Consider the following 17,788-nt stretch of genomic DNA (forward strand, 5'->3'; position numbering starts at 1 on the left):
CTCCTCCCATGCGCGTGCCGCGTCCTGCAAGCACGCTCGCATCGGTAATCGGTTGAATCTCGCGGGAACCCGGCCGGCGGCGGCGCATCCGCGCCGCGCCGGCGGGCGGTTACGCCGTCGCGGCTGCGCGCAGGCGGTGGACGATCTGGTTGTCCTTGCCCTGCACCAGCGGCGTCAGCACGAAGTTGAACTCGATGTCCTGGTACGCATCGGCCTTCATGCCGAGCGCCGTGCCGCCGGTCTTGTCGACCACGGGCGGGATCAGCTCCTCGCGCGTCGCATACGCGAAGTCATCCCAGATCAGCGGATCGCCATCGATGTTGAACTGCGTCGTCAGCTTGCGGTGGTCGTGGCTGTCGACGAAGAAGTGCACGTGCGCCGGGCGGTTGCCGTGGCGGCCGAGGCCGTTCAGCAACTGCTGCGTCGCGCCCTGCGGCGGGCAGCCGTAACCGACCGGCATCAGCGTGCGGAATTCGTACTTGCCGTCGGCGCCCGTCTTCACCGCGCCGCGCAGATTGAAATCGCTCTGCTTGCCGGTCGGGTCGAAGTGCGAATAGAAGCCGTGCGAGTTCGCGTGCCAGCATTCGACCACCGCGCCCGCGATCGGCTTGCCGTCGAGGCCGGTAACCGTGCCGTGGATCACCAGCGGGCCCGCGCCGTCGTCCGCGTCGAGGTCGATCTTCGACACGCCGTCGCGCACCGGCGCACCCGCGACATACAGCGGCCCTTCGATCGTGCGCGGCGTGCCGCCATCGAGGCCGACCGCCTTGTCCGCGGCGTCCATCCGGATATCGAGATACTTTTCGAGACCGAGGCCGGCCGCGAGCAGCGCCGCTTCGCCGTCCTGGCCGAGCTTGTTCAGGTAGTTGACGCCGGCCCACACTTCGTCGGGCGTGATGTCGAGATCGTCGATCGCCTTGAACAGGTCGCCGAGCAGCCGCAGCACGACCTGCTGCGTGCGCGCGTTGCCTTCGTTGCCGCCCGCGTTCGACGCGGCCTTCAGCAGATCCTGCACTTCCCGGGTATCGAAAACTTTGACGCTCATGATGGTGTCTCCACGTGTATTAGGGGGAATGACGGCCGTTGCCTGGCTCGGGTTATCGCGCGACTTTCGTCAGCCCGTCGCGGGTGAAACGCCTGACCTTGTCCTCGTCGAGTTCGATGCCGAGGCCAGGGCCGTCCGGCACGGTCAGTTCGAAGTCGCTGTAATCGAGCGGCTGCGTCAGGATCTCTTCGGTGATCAGCAGCGGGCCGAACAGTTCGGTGCCCCACTGCAGGTTCGCGAAACTCGCGAACAGGTGCGCGGACGCCACCGTGCTGAACGCGCCTTCGAGCATCGTGCCGCCGTACAGCTCGATGCCGGCCGCATCCGCGATCGCGGCGACGCGCTGCGCGGCGAACAGGCCGCCGCTCTGCTCGATCTTGATCGCGAACACGTCCGCGCCGTGATGCTTCGCGATGTCGAATGCGCTGTCGGGACCCTGCAGGATTTCATCGGCCATCAGCGCAATCGGGAACCGGCGCATCAGGCGCGCCAGCGCCGCGGCCGAGGCCACCGGCTGCTCGACCAGTTCGCAGCCGGCATCGGCCAGCGCCGGAATCGCGCGCGCGGCCTGTGTTTCGCTCCATGCCATGTTCACGTCGACACGCACCGACGCGCGATCGCCGACGGCCTTCTTGATCTCGGCCACGTGGCGGATATCCGTATCGAGCGCCTTCGCGCCGATCTTCAGCTTGAACACGTTGTGGCGGCGCTGGTCGAGCATCCGCTCGGCTTCGGCGATGTCGGTGGCCGTGCCGCCCGACGCGAGCGTCCACGCGACCGGCAGGCGATCGCGGCGGCGACCGCCGAGCAGCTCGCTCACCGGCACGCCGAGCCGCTTGCCGTGCGCGTCGAGCAGCGCGGTTTCGAGCGCGCTCTTCGCAAAGTGGTTGACCTTCGCGAGCTTGCCGAGGAACGCCATCAGCGTCTGGATGCGCGTCGCGTCCTTGCTGACGATTGCCGGCGCGAGATACGTGTCGATCGCGAGCTTCATCGCCTCGGGGCTTTCCGGGCCGTAAGCCATGCCGGCGATCGTCGTGCCTTCGCCGAGGCCCGTCACGCCGTCGCTGCAGAACACCTTCACGAGCATCAGCGTCTGGCCGTACATCGTGGCCACCGACAGCTTGTGCGGGCGGATCGTCGGCAGATCGACGAGGCGGGTTTCGATGCGTTCGATGGTGACGGAGGACATGGGGCACGCCGTGGGGTGAAGTTCTTGAGGCGATTTATACGTCTCGGCCGGATCGAGCGTCCAATACTTTTAGGCGGCCATTTCAATACCTGACAGGTATTGAAATTCGGGAATATTCGTTTGATTTCGCGGTTTACCATACCCTCCATGACAGGCAATACGGCCTGGAAGCCATGCTGGATCGAGGGGAGCGGCCACCCGGGATGCGAGCGGCCGCAGATGGGTTTGGCATCGGTCGCCACGCGCGCAGCGACGTAAAAAAGTGGCCTCGGCGGGCCGCTGTCAGGGTTTTCCTGATGCCACATCGGGGGCTCGGGGGCAAGTTTCTCGCCATGCGCGGTCGGCCATCGGCTTCGTGGCCGTTCGTTCGACCGGTTGTCGGCGCAAGCTTATGTGGCGCCGACACGATTCACGGCAGCGGTGCTTACGCCCCGGGTCGAGCACGCGCGCGGGGCGGCGTCTGGGCAATCCACAGGACGTGCCCGGCCGGCATCGTGGCGAGCGCCGCCGGCGCTGGCGATTCATTCTGGCGCCGCACCACACCACCCCGGCGCGGCAACACGGCGTCACGACGCGCCATCGACGCCCGGGTACCCGCCCAACCGGCCCTCTGCCCCATACCCATCGTCCGGCAACGGCAGCCGCCCGAGCACCCGCTCAACTTCCAGCGCGACCGCGATGAGTTCACGATCGGTGCCGGCCGCCCCGTCCAGTGCGAGACCGACCGGCAACCCGGCCGCCGTCAGGCCGGCCGGGATGGTCATGCCCGGTACGCCGGCATTGCTGCCCGGCTCGGTATTCCGGATGTAGGTCGAGAACACCGACGCGGTCTCGCCGTCGAGCATCATCGCGTCACCCGACGGGATCGGGCACGCGGTGGCGATCGTGGTCGGAAAGACCAGCGCATCGGCGCCGCTGTCGGCGAGGCACTGCCGATACGCGGCACGCGACCGGGTACGCCGGTCGAGCGCGGTGTGGTACGCCGCTTCGCCGATACCGTCGGGGCCGGTGATATGGCGGGCGATCTTCGCGACGTCCGGGCTCCCCACGTTCGCGACGATGTCGTCGACCGACAGGTCGTAGCCGTTCTCGACCAGATACGCGTGCATCGACGAACGGAATTCATACATCGCGATGATGGCCGGCTCGTCGTCGAAGAACCCCGGATAGTCGTTCAGGTCGATGTCGACGCACTCGAATCCCGCCTGCGCCAGCTTAGCCACTGCGGCATTCGCCACCGCGTCGACATCCCGCGCGAGGCCGCGCCAGAACGTCGTGCGCGGGACCGCAAGGCGCACCGGGCGCGTTGTGTTGCGCGTCGGCAGCGACGTTGCGGCGCCGGTGCCCGACAGAATCGCGTCGAGCAGCGCGATGTCCTCGACCGACCGCGCGATCGGACCGACGGTGTCGCGCGTGCGCGAAATCGGCGCCACGCCAGCCGACGGGTAGCGCCCCACGGTCGGCCGGAGGCCGACGGCGCCACACAGCGCCGCCGGAATCCGGACCGAGCCGCCGGTGTCCGTCCCGAGCGCGGCAGGCACCACGCCCGCGCCGACCAGCGCGCCCGAGCCGCTGCTGCTGCCGCCCGGCATCCGGTTGAAGTCGTACGGGTTGCGTACCGCACCCGTCACGCGGTTGTTGCCCGACACGCCGAATGCCAGTTCGTGCAGGTTGGTCTTGCCCGCGATCAGCGCCCCGTGCGCCAGCAGCCGCGCCACGACCGGCGCATGCTGCGGCGGCACGCGGTTGTGCAGCGCCAGCGTGCCGTTGCCGGTCGGCAGGCAGGCGGTGTCGATGTTGTCCTTGATCGCGATCGGCAGGCCCAGCAGCGCGTGCGGGGTGGCCGACGTCGCGAGGTCGCGGTCGCAGCGGGCCGCTTCGGCGAGCAGCCGCGCATCGTCGACGCACGTAAAACCATTCAGGTAGCGCCAGCGTGCGTGCCGCTCGATCATTGCGTACGCGTATTCGACACAGGAAAACTCCCGGCGCAGGAGCGCGTGCCGGGCTTCGGTGAGCGTCAGGTGTCCCAGGGTGGGCATCGTCGTCGGTCCTCGTGACAGGGGATCGTCACAAGGTAGGGCGCGCCGATTTTGACGCCCATCATCACAATGGATGACCCCGGCCGACGGCCACGCCGCCAGTCACGCCAGCGCGGCCGCCAGGCTCGCGCGGTTGGCGACGCCCTTCTTCGCCATCACGCGCCGCAGATGGGTGCGGACCGTCGACAGCCCGATGCCGAGCGTGCGCGCGACGTCCTTGTCGGTATAACCGGCGGCGACGAGCCGCGCGACGTCGCTCTCGCGCTCGGTCAGCCCCGCGCACGCGTGGCGCCGCCGCAGCAGCGCGCGCCGGAAAAATGGCTCGATGCCGTTCAGCAGCAGCTTGTCGCGTTCGGTGAAATCGGGGCGCCCTTGTGCGCGCCAGATGCGCAGATCGCCGACGTGCGTCGCGCCGTCGAACGCGTAGACGTTGATGCCGTGGTGCATGCCGTCGCGGCACAGGAAATCGTTGTAGAACTCGGTCTGCTCCAGCTCGCGCCGGCTCACCACCTCATCGACGCAGGTCGCCACGCGGCGCGCGCGCAGATGCGACGTCACCGGATCGATATGCTGGAACCATGCTTCGTACCGGGCGATCTGCAACGGATCGACGTTGTACGCGAACCCGTTGCGCCAAAGGCCGGTTTGCTCGTCGCAATCGAACGATGCGGCGAAATCCGCGCGAAGCAGCTGCGTGATCGCGGGCAGCACGACCGTCCTCACATCGACGACCGGCCCCAGTTCTTCCAGGCGGGCGACGATGTCGCCGAACAGCCGGAGTTCCTCCGGCGTGATATCGGACACGGCAAGGTTCATGGCGGACGGTTCCTCGGCAAGCCGGTGGAGAACACCTGTATCGAGCGCTTCGACGGGCGATTCCGCGACCAAGGCCCGAACGAGCACGGGTTCGTCACGATGCGCCATGTTACCCGGCTGATCGACGCTTCGCGTATTGCGTATCGAATACGACACCGAGCGGGCGCAGGGTTCGCCCCGGCCATCCGGCACCTGGGCCGTTCGCCCCGGCGCACGAGGCAAGGCAGCCGGTATCCCGGGGAAAAACACGGCCCGCCAACTGCGGCACGACGGACCGCAGCGTCATGGCGCACGCGTGAAGACCCGCTCAGCGGCCGGCAGCCGCCACCGACGCCTGCCATTGCGCGGCCACGCCGGCGTAATCCCTGACCTTGAAGGCGGAGCCGTCCTGGACGTGGACCCAGCCGAGCGTGCGCTCGGCGAGCGGCTTGTCGTGGTCGTCGGTCGCGATCTTGACGATTGCATGCGCACGCACATGCACGAGACCGTCCGGGTAGTCGGACGACGGATTCGCCAGCGTCACCGTCACGAACGGCCCGAGATCCTGCAGAAGTCGAGCGGGCGGCGGATTGTCGGCCATCAGCAACGAGCCGCCCTTCACGCGGTCGTCCACGCGAATGGCCGTGCCGCCCGGCCGCCGCTGCGCAGCGGTCGGCTGCGACATCCACAGCACGTGATCCGGGTTGAGATAGACCACATCGGGATCGCCCATCGCGTCGCGGGTTTCAATCCGGGGTATCGGCATGCACAGTCTCCAGTCGAATATCGGGCACCGAATGCGGGTGCGGCGGCGCCATGATGATGCCGCAATATGTCGGCTTGCCGCGTGTCTGGCGGCGAATGGCGCACCCCCCCTTGGCTGGATGGCCGAGCGCGGCACACGTTTCTGCTGCTCCGTGTGCCGATGCCGTCGATCGGTGGTTGACGCCGCTGCGCGCCAACGCGATCAGCGGCCGGGCAGCGCGGCCGCACCGGCTACCCTCGCCACGTTGCGTCCGCAAGCTTCGCCACCAACTCGTCGTACACGACCCGGATGCGCCGGGGCATCGGCCCGCGTCGCGGCCGATAGACGTGCAGTTTCCACGGCTCGGGCTCGAGGCCGGGCAGCAGCCGCACGAGTCGCCCCTTGTCGATATACGGCCGGACGAGATACTCCGAGCACTGGCCGAGCCCTACTCCCGCACACACGGCCTCGATCTCTACCTCGGTGTCGTCGGTCAGATACGCCGGCGACGACGGGACGAACTGGTGCTCCCCGCGAAACATCCACGGCCACGCCCGGCCGCTCGCGCGATCGATCAGGCACGTCACCGGCATCGATTCGAGGTCCTTGCGGCTTTTGGGCTCACCCAGCCGCCGGATCAGCGACGGCGCGCCGACGATCCACATCGGCAACGGCCCGACCATCCGCGCAACGAAGCGGTTGTCGCCGATCGCCCCGACGCGCACGCCGATATCGATCTGTTCGTCGACCACCGGCGACGGCACGTCCGACAGCCTCAGGTCGGGCACGAGCCCCGGATAGCGCCGCATGAGATCGCTCAGGATCGGCTGGACGTAACGACGCCCCATGCCCGACGGCGCCGTGATCCTGACGACGCCCACCGGCTCGTCGGCCTGGCCGGTCGCGGGCCCGAACAGCCCGTCGACGGCGGCCAGCGCCGTCTGCGCGTCACGCGCGAACGCTTGCCCGAACGCGGTGATCCGGACGCTCCGGGTCGTCCGGTGAAACAGCGTTTCGCCCAGCATCTCTTCCAGTTCGCGCACCGCACGCGTCACGACCTGCGGCGATACACCCAGGCGCGCTGCCGCCTCGCGGAACGTGGGCGCCGCGGCAGCCGCGGAAAAGATCTTCAGGATGTCGAGTCGGTTGAGCATGGAGAACGCTCCTGGCACGCGCAGGCGGCCGCGCTTTTCATTCCCGAAACGGGAATTCTGAATGCGCCATTGTTCCATTTTTTTACGACCGGCGAGCGACCACAATGCACATCAAGCGTGCATCGCAACCGATCCGACTCAGCCACATGCGGCGCTTTCATCCATCACTCTGGAGCATCTCATCATGAACGCAAGCACGAAACCGGCCCAACTCGACGGCCGCATCGCCCTGGTGACGGGCGCCAGTTCCGGCATTGGCCGCGCCTCCGCGATCGAACTCGCGCGTCGCGGTGCAAAGGTCGTCGTCTCCGCGCGGCGCAAGCCCGAGCTCGATCAACTGGTCGACGAAATCATCACCGCCGGCGGCGAAGCCAGCGCCTTCGTCGCGGACGTCGCGAACGAAGACGATCTGCGCAAGCTGTTCGGTTTCGCAGTAGAGACCTACGGACGCCTCGACATCGCGTTCAACAATGCCGGCACGGAAGGCGTGTTCGCGCCGCTGCTCGAGCAGGACGCCGAGCGGTTCGACAGGGTGTTCGAGCCGAACGTACGCGGCGTATTCAATTCGATGAAGTTCGCCGCCGAAATCATGCTGCGGCAGGGGTCGGGCAGCATCATCAACAACGCGTCGATGGGCGGGCTGATCGGCTTCGAGAATGCGTCGGTCTATATCGCGAGCAAGCACGCGGTGATCGGGATGACGAAGACCGCTTCGATCGAATGGTTCAAGCGAGGCGTGCGCGTGAACGCACTGTGCCCGGGGCTGATCGAAACGCCGTTCCATCATCGCGGCATCTGGCCGTCGGAGGAGGCGCAACAGGCGTTTGCCGCATCGACACCGGCAGGACGCTGGGGCTCCGCCGAGGAGATGGCGACGATCGTCGCGTTCCTCGCGTCGGACGATTCCAGCTATGTGTCAGGGCATGCGCTCGTGGCCGACGGCGGTTACTCGGTGGCATGACCGGTGAAGCGCGAGGCCGGGCCGTGGCCGCCTTCGCCGCACGCCGCAACCCGGCGCCGGCTATGCCACCGCCTGCCTCGCGTGCAGCCGCAGCGCGAGCCACGCGATCCCGACCGCCACCGCGCCGACCACGCCGCCGAACGTGCCGACCCACGGCAGCCCGAAGTCGCCGGCGATATGGTTGCCGATCAGCGCACCGGCGCCGATGCCGACGTTGTACAGCCCGGAGAAGATCGACACCGCCAGGTCGGTGCCCTCCGGCGCCAGCTTCAGCACCCATGCCTGCATGGCGAGGCCGAAGCAGACGATCGCGCCGCCCCAGACCAGCGTATGCACGGACAGCGTGACGATGTTCAGCGCGCACGGGAACAGGATCAGCAGGCATCCCGCCAGCGCGACGACCGACCCGAGCAGGAAGTCGTCCGGACGGTGCGGATAGACGCGGTTGAAGCAGATCGCGGCTGGTATGCCGGCGATACCGAACAGGATCAGCACGTAGGTAATCCGGCTGCTGCTGGCGTGATTGACGCTCTGGACGAATGGCTCGATGTACGTGTACGACGTGAAGTGCGCGGTCACGACGAGCACGGTGATCGCGTACAGCGCAACCAGCGCGGGCTTGCGCAGGAACACGCCGACGCTGCTGAGCGACCCGGCGCCCTGGCTCGGCAGCACCGGCAACGTCGCGCGCAGCAGCAGCAACGCGACAGCCGCCGCACCGGCGATGATCAGGAACGTGACCCGCCAGCCGAACGTCTCGCCGACCACGCGCCCGAGCGGAATGCCGGCCACCATCGCGATCGCCGTGCCCATCGCCAGCAAGCTGAGCGCGCGGCTTTTCCGGTCGCTCGGCGCGAGGCGCACGGCCAGCGGCACGGAAATCGACCAGAACACCGCATGCGCGCACGCGATGCCCAGCCGGCCGACCATCAGCACCGCGAAATTCCACGCGACGCCGGTCACGACGTGGCTGCCGATGAACACCAGCAACGCTCCCGTCAGCAGCTTGCGACGCTCGACATGGCGCGTGGCCAGCGTCAGCGGCAGCGACACGACGGCCACGGCCCACGCGTAGATCGTCAGCATCAGGCCGACGTCGGTCGGCTGCATGTGCAGGCTGTCGCCGATCGCGCTGAGCAGCGCGACGGGCACGAATTCGGTGGTATTGAAGATGAAGGCGGTGAGTGCCAGGGCCAGTACGCCCCACCACGAGTGCTTGGAACTGACGGCGTCCGGTGTAGCCATACCTGGAATCGGCGAGACGAGGGTTGGGGGCGCGCGGCGCGGAGAACCCGGCCCGGCGATCGCGGCGATTGTACCAGCGGCATATGACACGGCGCGGCGCGGGATGGCTGCGGGACATGGTCATGACACGGCCACGCGCCGATAATGTGCCGACCGGCTTCTCACGACCCGTTCGCTCGAGCCCCATCGAGCCAGGAGATTCACATGCGCATTGAAACGTCCTTTCTGTTCGATCTCGACGGCACGCTCGTCGACAGCGTCTACCAGCACGTGCTCGCGTGGAAGGAAGCGCTCGATGCCGAGGGCATCGAACTGTCGGTGTGGCGCATCCACCGCAAGATCGGCATGAGCGGCGGCCTGTTCCTGAATCAGCTGCTGCGCGAGACGTCGGGCAACCTCGACGCCGAGCGCGTCGAGCGACTCGCCCGCCTCCATGCGGCTGCGTACCAGCGGCTGCGCGCGCAGGTCCGGCCGCTGCCGGGCGCGCGCGAACTGCTGGCCGCGCTGTCGGCGGCCGGCATTCGCTGGGCGATCGCGACCAGCGGGCGGATGGAAACGGCCGCCATCAATCTCGAGGCGCTCGGCGTCGATCCGGCGAAAAACGTCGTGGTCACGCGCGACCAGGTCAAGTATGCGAAGCCGGATCCCGACCTGTTCCTGACCGCCGCCGCGCAATTGAACGTGCCGATCGAGCATACGGTCGTGGTCGGCGACAGCATCTGGGACATGCTCGCCGCGGCCCGCTGCCGCTCGCTCGGCGTCGGGCTGCTGTCGGGCGGATACGGCAGCGACGAACTCGAACGCGCGGGCGCGCTGCGCGTGTACGACGATCCGGCCGATCTGCTGTGGCATCTCGACGAGATTGCCGCGCGGCCCTGAACCGCCCGAGGCGCCCCCTTCGCCGACGGCACCTGCGCCGGATCGCCGTCCGTGTGGTCAGGCCGCGAACGACCACCGGCCACGCCCCCGCCGGATCGACACCTGGCCGCCGCGCGACTCAATCGTCGTCGATGCGCTTGTCGATCAGGTAGCGGCCGCGCTCGACGCCCGCGAGCAGCGCTTCGCTCTCGGTCATCCAGTCGGGGCCGTCGGCCGCCGGCGCGGCCAGCTCGATGCGCGCGCCGCTGACATACACCTGCACCTCGTCGCGCCACGCGCCGCTGTCGTTACGCCGCGCCCACACCCGGATCTCGTGCCCGCGATACGGGTCGCGAACCTGTGCTTCCTGTTGATTTTGCACGGTGGCCTCCTGTACCAATCTGCGATGACGATGCAAAAAATGCGCGCTTCCGGCCTGCGATTGCGCTGGCATGATTGCGCGCCTGTCGTTGGCGCGCACGTCGACGCGACGGTCGGCACGTGCGCGCGATGCGCTCGCCGGCGGCCGTCATGCGGCGTCGCGGCGCCGCAAGTCGGCCGGCGGAATCTTCATCGCCTGGCGATACTTGGTCACCGTGCGGCGCGCAAGCAGGATGCCGCGCCCCGCGAGGTTGTGGGCGAGCGCGACGTCGGACAGCGGGTCGGTGTGCCGCTCGGCCGCGATCATGTCGCGGATCAGCACCTTCGCGGACGCCGCCGAGCACACGCCCTTGCCGGCCGCCTCGAGCTTGCGCGGGAAGAAATGCTTGAACTCGAACGTGCCGTGCGGCGTGGCCATGTACTTGTTGCCCGTCGCGCGCGACACGGTCGATTCGTGCAGGTCGAGTTCCTCGGCGATGTCGCGCAGCACCAGCGGCTTCATCGCGATCTCGCCATAGCGGAAGAAATCGCGCTGCCGCGCGACGATGCATTCGCCGACGCGCCGGATCGTGTCGAAGCGCTTCTGCACGTTGCGAATCAGCCAGCGCGCTTCCTGCAACTGCTGGCCGAGCGGCGAATCGCGCTCGCCGCTCGACTGCGCGAACAGCGTCGCATAGCGTTCGTGCAGCCGCGCGCGCGGCAGCACGGCCGGGTTGATCGTCACGATCCAGTCGTCGCGCACCTGGCGCACGATCACGTCGGGCACCACGTAGTCGCCGCGCGTGCTGCCGTAATGATTGCCGGGGCGCGGGTCGAGGCCGCGCACCAGCGCGCAGGCCGCATGCAGCGTCTGCGGGTTGCAGCCGATGCGCCGCTGGATCTCGGCCGTCTCGCGGCGCGCGAGCCGTTCGAGATGCTCGCGCGCGATCGCTTTCGCTTCCGCGAGCGCCGGTGTGCCAGCCGCGATCGCATCGAGTTGCAGCACGAGACACTCGGACAGCGACCGCGCGGCCATGCCGGGCCGGTCGAGCATCTGCACGAGCCGCAGCGCGACCGCGAGATCCTGCTCCGACAACAATAGCGCGGGGTCGGCCGCGGCCAGCAGTTCGGCCAGTTCCTGGCGCAGGTAGCCGTCGTCGTCGAGCGCGTCGATCACGATGCGCGCGGCTTCGCGGTCGCGCCGGTTCAGTTGATAGAGCCGCAACGCATCGTGCAGTTGCTGGTGAAGCGACGGTTCGACGGCCAGCCATTCGCCGGGCGACAGGCCGCCGGCATCTTCGCCCTGGCGACGCGTGCCGCGCGGCGCGGGCGCAGCCGTCAACGACACTTCGGACACCTCCGGCACCTCGGGCACCTCGCCGTCCGGCACGCGTGCGTCGTCGGTTTCCGGCGCCGCTTCGGGTGCAGCGGCATCGGCCTGCTGCCCCGGTGCGTCGGCCGCAGGCTCCTCGTCGCCCTGGCCATCCTCGAGAAACGGATTCTGATCGAGCGCCTGCCGCAACTCCTGTTGAAATTCGAGCGAGGACAACTGCAGCAACCGCAGCGACTGCTGAAGCCTCGGCGTAAGTGCCAGATGCTGTCGCATCTGCAGCGCAAGCGAGACGGACATCGATGGTCCTCCTGACGTTTCGCGGGTTTCGCTTCGGATACAGCATTCACGCAGCTTTCATGCCAGGCCGGCCGGTCGCCACGCGTCGCGGTTCGCGCGCGTTCGCTCCCGGCCGCGCGCGCGCCGGAACCGTTTTTTTTACAAGCCCACGGCAAGTTTTGGGCACGCATTTCGCGCACCGGCCCGTTCGACCGCGATCGCACGCGGATCCGGCAGGCGGCACGCGCGTCGCAGCGGCATCAGGATTCCGGCTTGTCCGCTTCGTCTTCGAGCTGCGCGAGCCGGTTGTAGATCGTCTTCAGGCTGACGTCGAGCACCTCGGCCGCCTGCGCCTTCACGCCACCGCATTGCGCGATCGTGCCGAGGATCACCCGCCGGTCGACTTCGTCGAGCGACGTGCCGAACGGCACGGTCACGCGATCCTCGTGCGAATCGGCCAGGTTCGACAGCTCGTCCATGATCGGCGGCGGCAGCGTATCGATCACGTTTGTGTCGCTGAAGATGCTCGCGCGCTGCACGAAGTTGCGCAGCTCGCGCACGTTGCCGGGCCACGCATAGGTCTTCAACGCTTCACGCGCGGCCGGCGCGAAGCGCAGGTTCCGGCCGCTTTCGGCGTTGAACTGCTGCAGGAACGCATCGGCCAGCATCGGGATGTCGTCGCCGCGCTCGCGCAGCGACGGCAGCGGGATCGGAAACACGTTGATCCGGTGGAACAGGTCGGGCCGCAGCTTGCCGTCCGCCATCGCGGCTTCCGGATCGCGGTTGGTCGCCGCGACGATGCGCACGTCGACGTCGATCTCGCGCGTCGAACCGAGCCGCGTGAGGCGCCCCGTCTCGAGCACGCGCAGCAGCTTGACCTGCGATTCGAGCGGCATCTCGGTGATCTCGTCGAGCAACAGCGTGCCGCCGTCCGCGCGTTCGAAGAAGCCCTTGTGCTGGCGTTCCGCGCCCGTGAAGCTGCCGCGGTCGTGGCCGAACATCTCGCTCTCGACGAGGTTCGTGGCGATTGCGCCGCAGTTCACGGCCAGGAACGGGCCGCGCCGACGCAGGCTCAGGTCGTGCACCGTCTGCGCGGCCAGCTCCTTGCCGGTGCCCGATTCGCCCGTCAGCAGCACCGACGCCTCGGTGCGCGCGACCCGGCCGATCGCGTCGTAGACGGCCTGCATCGCGGGCGAACTGCCGAGCATGCGGCCGAAGCGGCCAAGGCGCTGCAGTTCCGAGCGCAGCTCGGCGATTTCCTCGTGCAGCGCCGTGGTGCGCGGCACGCGCGCGAAGATGCTGTTCAGCCGCTGCATGTTCAGCGGCTTCACCAGGTAGTCGGTCGCGCCGCGCCGCAATGCGTCGATCGCGGTTTCGAGGCTCGCGTGGCCGGTGGTCATCACCATTTCGCAGTGCGAATTCTTTGGCAACGCATCGAACAGCTCCATCCCGTTGCCGTCCGGCAGCACGAGATCGCACAGCACGAGATCGGGGGTAAGTGTCGTGACGAGCGTGCGTGCTTCTTCGAGCGTCGCGGCCGTATCGCACGACAGCTGCTGCATGCGCGCGAGCGCCGCGAGCATCGTCCGCGTATCGGCGTCGTCTTCGACGATCAGGACGTAGGGCATCGTGGCTCCTTGTGAAGCGGCCCGGCGCGTGTGTCGGCCGAGGCCGCGGCGGGTTGCAGCGAAGTCCGGCCGCCGGTCGCACGACGACATGGCACGATCGATGCGCTCGTGCGGACTGGCTGTCCTCCCGTGAAAAGCAGTCCCTGTCAGTATAGAAGAGCCAAGTCGCGCATTCGCCGATCATCGAATAAATCTATCCGCGCAGGTCACCCGCATTGCCAGATTCAATGCGTCGCAATCGGTAAGAACGTCGTCGTTTTCGTGCGAATCATGCGGCGTGAAGTCGCCCCGATCACATCTTTTGCGCACTTCTTCGACAGATGCGGTCAAACTTTCCGGCCTGACTTTTCGCATGTCGAAAACCACGAGCGACGATACGCGGCAGCTCGACGGCTGGCGTTCGCTTCAGACCCTGCCGATTCACTCGCCGCGCACCGAGTGCCCTTGTGCCCTTCGTCAGTCAGTCGGCCGCGGCATGATTGCCGCCGTCACGTGCTTTCGAGATCGCTTCGACGAGCTTCAGTTCGTCGTCGATCGACAGCGTCGTGTCGATCACTTCACCGCCGAACGGTGCGAGCGCCGTGCTCAGCGCGTAGATGTCGAGTTGTGTCGCGGCCAGCCCGAGCGACACGGTGCCGGGGCGCGCCTTGCGCGCGACGCGGTCGATCAGCGCGTCGTCCACCGGCCGCTCGCGCCATGCATCGAGCGACGATTCGATGTGCTCGACCACGCTGTCGAGCAGCGATCCGGGCGGCGTGCGCGTGGGGTCAACCGCATGCGCACGCAACTGTCCATCGGTTGTGCATTCGACGAGCGCCACGCCCGACAGCGCGACGACGTGCCGGTCACGCAACGTATCGAGTTCGGCGAGCGCACGATGGGCGGCCGCGAGGTCGGGATAAGACAATGCAATCAGCGTATTCATCCGCCACTCCGTGAAATCAGGCGGCCGGGTCAGGATGCGCCGCGCTCAATGCGGCAGCCCGAACGCGGCCTTCAGGCTCGCGACGATCATCTGCATCGCGATCGCCGCGAGAATCATCCCCATCAGGCGCTGCGTCACCGCCGTCACGCGCGGCGACAGGTAATGACCGATCAGCGGTGCCGACAGCAGCGAAACCGCCAGCAGCACGAGAAACGCGGCGAGCCCGAGCGCGAACGCGAGTTCCTGCCCGGTCGAGAACGCGCTGTGCCCGAGCACGATCATCGTCGCGATCGTGCCGGGGCCGACGAGCAGCGGGATCGTCAGCGGATAGATCGCGACGCTCTCGGCCGCCGCCGGGTCGGCGCCTTCGCCGTCGCCCGGCGAATGCTGGCGGCTCGGCGCGCCGTGCAGCATCGACAACGCGATCAGCAGCACCAGCAGCCCGCCCGCGAGCCGGAAATCGTCGATCGTCAGTCCGAATATATGCAGGATCGCGCCACCCGCGACCGCCGACACGATGCAGCCGACCGTCACGCCGATCGCGGCCGTCAGCGCGACCTTGCGGCGCACGCCGTCCGCCGCGCCTTCCGTCAGCGACAGGAACACGGGGATGTTCGCGATCGGGTTCATGATCGCGAACAGCGCCGCGAACACCTTGATGGAAAAGGTCAGGTCGAAGGCCACAGGCTTGCTCCCGTCTCGCGCGACGAAACGTGCTTCGAATCGTGCGCAGGTTCCGCATGGTTTCCGATGCACGGCGCGCGCCATGCTGCTACGATCGACGCACCGCGATCACGCACGACGGAGGGCCCCGACCGATGCAAGCCACCGACACCTTCATGGATCACGAGATTCGCGTCGATGCGACGCGCAATGCGAACGGCGCGTGGGTCGCGCAGGTACGGATCTTCCGCGACGGCGCGCCGGTCGACCTGCCGGCGCCCGAGCTCGTCACACCCGAATGGCTCACGTGCGACGAAGCGCTGCGCGGTGGCATCGACCAGGGCCGCGTGATCATCAAGACGCGCGACCGCTGACGGCGCGCGGCTCATCGGCGGTCTGCACCCGACGCAATCACGCATCGAATTCCAGATCGCCGATCAGGATCTCGCGATCGCGCTGGGTCCGCGTGCCGAAGTCGACCGGCAATTCCATCTGCCAGCGTTCGATCGTGACCGGCAGCGCCGCGAGATAGCGGTCGAAGCGGCTGCGGTCGGGCTCGGCCAGCAGCGCATCGATCGCGTCGTCGCGCCACGCGAGCCGTGCGTTCAGCCGGTTCGGCAGCCCGACCGTCGACGTGAGGCCGATGACATCCACACAGGTCGGGCTGCCCTGCCCGTCATGCGGCACGACGTCCACCCTCACTTCGCCAGGCTGATACAGGCCGAGCACGCGCGCCGCGATGCGCGGCGCAAACTCGGTTTCGAAACGTGTACGGACATCGGGATTCATCTCGCCTCCGGGTTCGAATCATGTCGTCACGCCACTGTCACGCGGCTGCAATCTGCCGCTCGAATGCCGCTTCCGCCTTCAGGCTGTCGAGATCGCGGCCGATCGTCGCGACAGCGAGGCGCGTGTTGCCGCGCCAGTACGCAATCGAGCAATCGTGTGCACCGAGGTCGCCATCGATCTCGACACGATCGAATTGCTCCGCATGCCCGACATAGTTGATCGTCAGGTCGTAATGCTGGCTCCAGAAGAACGGCACCGCGTCGAATGGCCGTTGCTGCCCGAGCAGGTTGCGCGCCGCGACGATGCCCTGCCGCTCGGCAACGACCCAGTGCTCGACGCGAATACGATCGCCCGTCAGCGGATCGGGCCAGCGCGCGATGTCGCCGGCCGCGTAGATGCCGGGCACACTCGTCTGAAGGAAGCGGTCGACCGTCACGCCGCGCTCGACGGCCAGCCCCGCGTCCTGCGCGAGCGCCACGTTCGGATGAACGCCGATGCCGACCACCACGAGATCGGCCGGCAACACGTCGCCGGTCGACAGCGTCACGCTGTCCGGCGTGATCTGCGCGGGCGTCGCGCCGAGATGGAACACGACGCCGTGCGACTCGTGCAATGCCTTGATCGTGCCGCCGAGCGCTTCGCCGAGCACGCGCGCCATCGGAAGCGCATCGGGCGCGACGACCTGCACGTCGAGCCCGCGCGTGCGCAATGCGGCGGCGGCTTCGAGCCCGATGAAGCTCGCCCCGACCACGACACAGCGACGCGCCGTTTTCAGCTTGGCGATCAGCGCGTCGCAATCGGCGCGCGAGCGCAGCACGCACACGTGCGGCAGATCCGCGCCGGGCACGGTCAGCCGGTTCGGCTCGGCCCCGGTCGCAAGCAGCAGCGCGCCGTATCCGACGCGGCTGCCATCGGCCAGTTCGACCGCCTGCTGCACGGTATCGATTCGGACGACACGCGTGTCGCATCGCACGTCGATATGGTGATCGGTGTAGAACGACGGCGAACGCAGCGGCAGCCAGTCGGCGTCGGCCGTGCCCGCGAGATAGTCTTTCGACAGGTTCGGCCGGTCGTAAGGCGGATCGGAATCGGCGGTGAGCAGCGTGACGGGATGCGGATAGCCTTCCTGCCGCAGCGTCACGGCGGCCGCGATCGCCGCGGCGCCGCCGCCGACGATCACCACCGATGCGGGCAGTCCGGCCGCATTCAACGCAGGCGGCACGGCAGCCGGTTGCGCATCGAGCACGACGGCGCGACCGTCGCGGCGTTCGACGCGCCAGCACGGCAATCCGTCGAGCGCCGGCGCGCGCAGCAACTCGCCGGTGCGCAGGCAGAACGCCGCGTGATGCCACGGGCAGCGGATCGTGCCGCCCTCCAGCAGGCCGTCGGCCAAGGGCGCGCCGTAGTGCGGGCATTGCGCGCCCACGGCAAACAGTTCGTCGGCACGGCGCACCAGCAGCACCGCGGCATCGCCGACATGGCCCTCGATCATTGCACCGTCGCCGAGATCGTCGAGCGCGATGCCTTGCGTGAGATCGGGACGTGAAGACGAGGAATCGCTTCCGGACATGACATCGCTCCCGCAGAGTCAGGTAACGATCCCATTATCGGCGTCCCTCATGAAAAGAACAGGTACAGACGCCCCCGCAGCGCACGCAAACACGGACTGTAGCTTGTACGAGATCCATGACGGGCGTAGAACGTCACCAACGCTGCGGCGCAACACGCGTGCCGCCCCAGGCGCGCGTCGCGCGTCCTGCGCAATCCGCCTGCCGCGCGCCTT

The 17,788-nt window shown here is 67.9% G+C and carries 17 protein-coding genes; 3 read left to right on the plus strand and 14 right to left on the minus strand.

Annotation, left to right across the window (positions count from 1 at the left end; all coding sequences use genetic code 11):
• Positions 1–109: 109 nt before the first annotated feature.
• The 6 genes from catA to QZM67_RS08935 all read right to left on the minus strand — a co-directional run bounded on the left by catA (position 110) and on the right by QZM67_RS08935 (position 6,967).
• Positions 110–1,045 (minus strand): catechol 1,2-dioxygenase, encoded by a 936-nt coding sequence (catA, locus tag QZM67_RS08910; protein ID WP_089454381.1) that lies wholly within the window; start codon positions 1,043–1,045, stop codon positions 110–112.
• Between the two features lie 52 nt (positions 1,046–1,097).
• Complete coding sequence (locus tag QZM67_RS08915; protein ID WP_301801935.1) at positions 1,098–2,234, minus strand: muconate/chloromuconate family cycloisomerase; 1,137 nt, start codon at positions 2,232–2,234, stop codon at positions 1,098–1,100.
• Between the two features lie 566 nt (positions 2,235–2,800).
• Positions 2,801–4,273 (minus strand): indoleacetamide hydrolase, encoded by a 1,473-nt coding sequence (iaaH, locus tag QZM67_RS08920; protein ID WP_301801937.1) that lies wholly within the window; start codon positions 4,271–4,273, stop codon positions 2,801–2,803.
• A gap of 102 nt (positions 4,274–4,375) precedes the next feature.
• Positions 4,376–5,089, minus strand: a complete 714-nt coding sequence (locus tag QZM67_RS08925) for a helix-turn-helix transcriptional regulator (protein WP_043191963.1) — start codon at positions 5,087–5,089, stop codon at positions 4,376–4,378.
• A gap of 307 nt (positions 5,090–5,396) precedes the next feature.
• On the minus strand, positions 5,397–5,834 hold the full coding sequence (locus QZM67_RS08930; protein WP_301801941.1) for a hypothetical protein: 438 nt from the start codon (positions 5,832–5,834) through the stop codon (positions 5,397–5,399).
• A gap of 230 nt (positions 5,835–6,064) precedes the next feature.
• Entirely contained in the window at positions 6,065–6,967 is a 903-nt protein-coding gene (locus QZM67_RS08935; protein WP_301801943.1) for a LysR family transcriptional regulator, read from the minus strand.
• A gap of 184 nt (positions 6,968–7,151) precedes the next feature.
• Here QZM67_RS08935 and QZM67_RS08940 point away from each other — a divergent pair, with 184 nt between their 5' ends.
• Positions 7,152–7,928, plus strand: a complete 777-nt coding sequence (locus tag QZM67_RS08940) for an SDR family NAD(P)-dependent oxidoreductase (protein ID WP_301801945.1) — start codon at positions 7,152–7,154, stop codon at positions 7,926–7,928.
• 60 nt (positions 7,929–7,988) lie between these two features.
• Here the strand turns inward: QZM67_RS08940 and QZM67_RS08945 are convergent, their stop codons facing one another.
• Positions 7,989–9,173, minus strand: a complete 1,185-nt coding sequence (locus QZM67_RS08945) for a sugar transporter (protein ID WP_301801946.1) — start codon at positions 9,171–9,173, stop codon at positions 7,989–7,991.
• Between the two features lie 204 nt (positions 9,174–9,377).
• On the opposite strand from QZM67_RS08945, the gene QZM67_RS08950 reads away from it, so the two are divergent.
• Positions 9,378–10,052, plus strand: coding sequence for an HAD family hydrolase (locus tag QZM67_RS08950; protein ID WP_175021742.1), 675 nt, complete (start codon positions 9,378–9,380; stop codon positions 10,050–10,052).
• 118 nt (positions 10,053–10,170) lie between these two features.
• Here QZM67_RS08950 and QZM67_RS08955 read toward each other — a convergent pair whose 3' ends face one another.
• The 5 genes from QZM67_RS08955 to QZM67_RS08975 form a co-directional block, all read right to left on the minus strand.
• Positions 10,171–10,413 carry a DUF6566 family protein gene (locus QZM67_RS08955; RefSeq protein WP_301801947.1) on the minus strand — a complete coding sequence of 81 codons (243 nt, stop codon included), beginning with the start codon at positions 10,411–10,413 and terminating at the stop codon, positions 10,171–10,173.
• A gap of 147 nt (positions 10,414–10,560) precedes the next feature.
• On the minus strand, positions 10,561–12,021 hold the full coding sequence (gene rpoN / locus QZM67_RS08960; RefSeq protein WP_301801948.1) for an RNA polymerase factor sigma-54: 1,461 nt from the start codon (positions 12,019–12,021) through the stop codon (positions 10,561–10,563).
• A 239-nt stretch (positions 12,022–12,260) separates the two neighbouring features.
• Positions 12,261–13,628 (minus strand): sigma-54 dependent transcriptional regulator, encoded by a 1,368-nt coding sequence (locus tag QZM67_RS08965; protein ID WP_301801949.1) that lies wholly within the window; start codon positions 13,626–13,628, stop codon positions 12,261–12,263.
• 460 nt (positions 13,629–14,088) lie between these two features.
• Positions 14,089–14,553: a DUF1269 domain-containing protein gene (locus QZM67_RS08970; RefSeq protein ID WP_301801950.1), complete on the minus strand. Its 465-nt coding sequence runs from the start codon at positions 14,551–14,553 to the stop codon at positions 14,089–14,091.
• Positions 14,554–14,598: 45 nt separating this feature from the next.
• The gene (locus QZM67_RS08975) at positions 14,599–15,237 is read right to left on the minus strand and encodes a MarC family protein (RefSeq protein ID WP_301801951.1); all 639 of its coding nucleotides are present in this window, start codon (positions 15,235–15,237) and stop codon (positions 14,599–14,601) included.
• A 134-nt stretch (positions 15,238–15,371) separates the two neighbouring features.
• Here QZM67_RS08975 and QZM67_RS08980 point away from each other — a divergent pair, with 134 nt between their 5' ends.
• On the plus strand, positions 15,372–15,590 hold the full coding sequence (locus tag QZM67_RS08980) for a DUF6566 family protein (protein WP_011349700.1): 219 nt from the start codon (positions 15,372–15,374) through the stop codon (positions 15,588–15,590).
• Between the two features lie 37 nt (positions 15,591–15,627).
• Here the strand turns inward: QZM67_RS08980 and QZM67_RS08985 are convergent, their stop codons facing one another.
• Entirely contained in the window at positions 15,628–16,005 is a 378-nt protein-coding gene (locus QZM67_RS08985; protein ID WP_301801952.1) for a DUF5594 family protein, read from the minus strand.
• 37 nt (positions 16,006–16,042) lie between these two features.
• Positions 16,043–17,575 (minus strand): FAD-dependent oxidoreductase, encoded by a 1,533-nt coding sequence (locus tag QZM67_RS08990; protein ID WP_301801953.1) that lies wholly within the window; start codon positions 17,573–17,575, stop codon positions 16,043–16,045.
• Between the last annotated feature and the right edge of the window lie 213 nt (positions 17,576–17,788).

The organism is Burkholderia sp. AU45251 (assembly GCF_030482905.1).
In the GTDB taxonomy this organism is placed as follows: Bacteria; Pseudomonadota; Gammaproteobacteria; order Burkholderiales; family Burkholderiaceae; genus Burkholderia; species Burkholderia aenigmatica.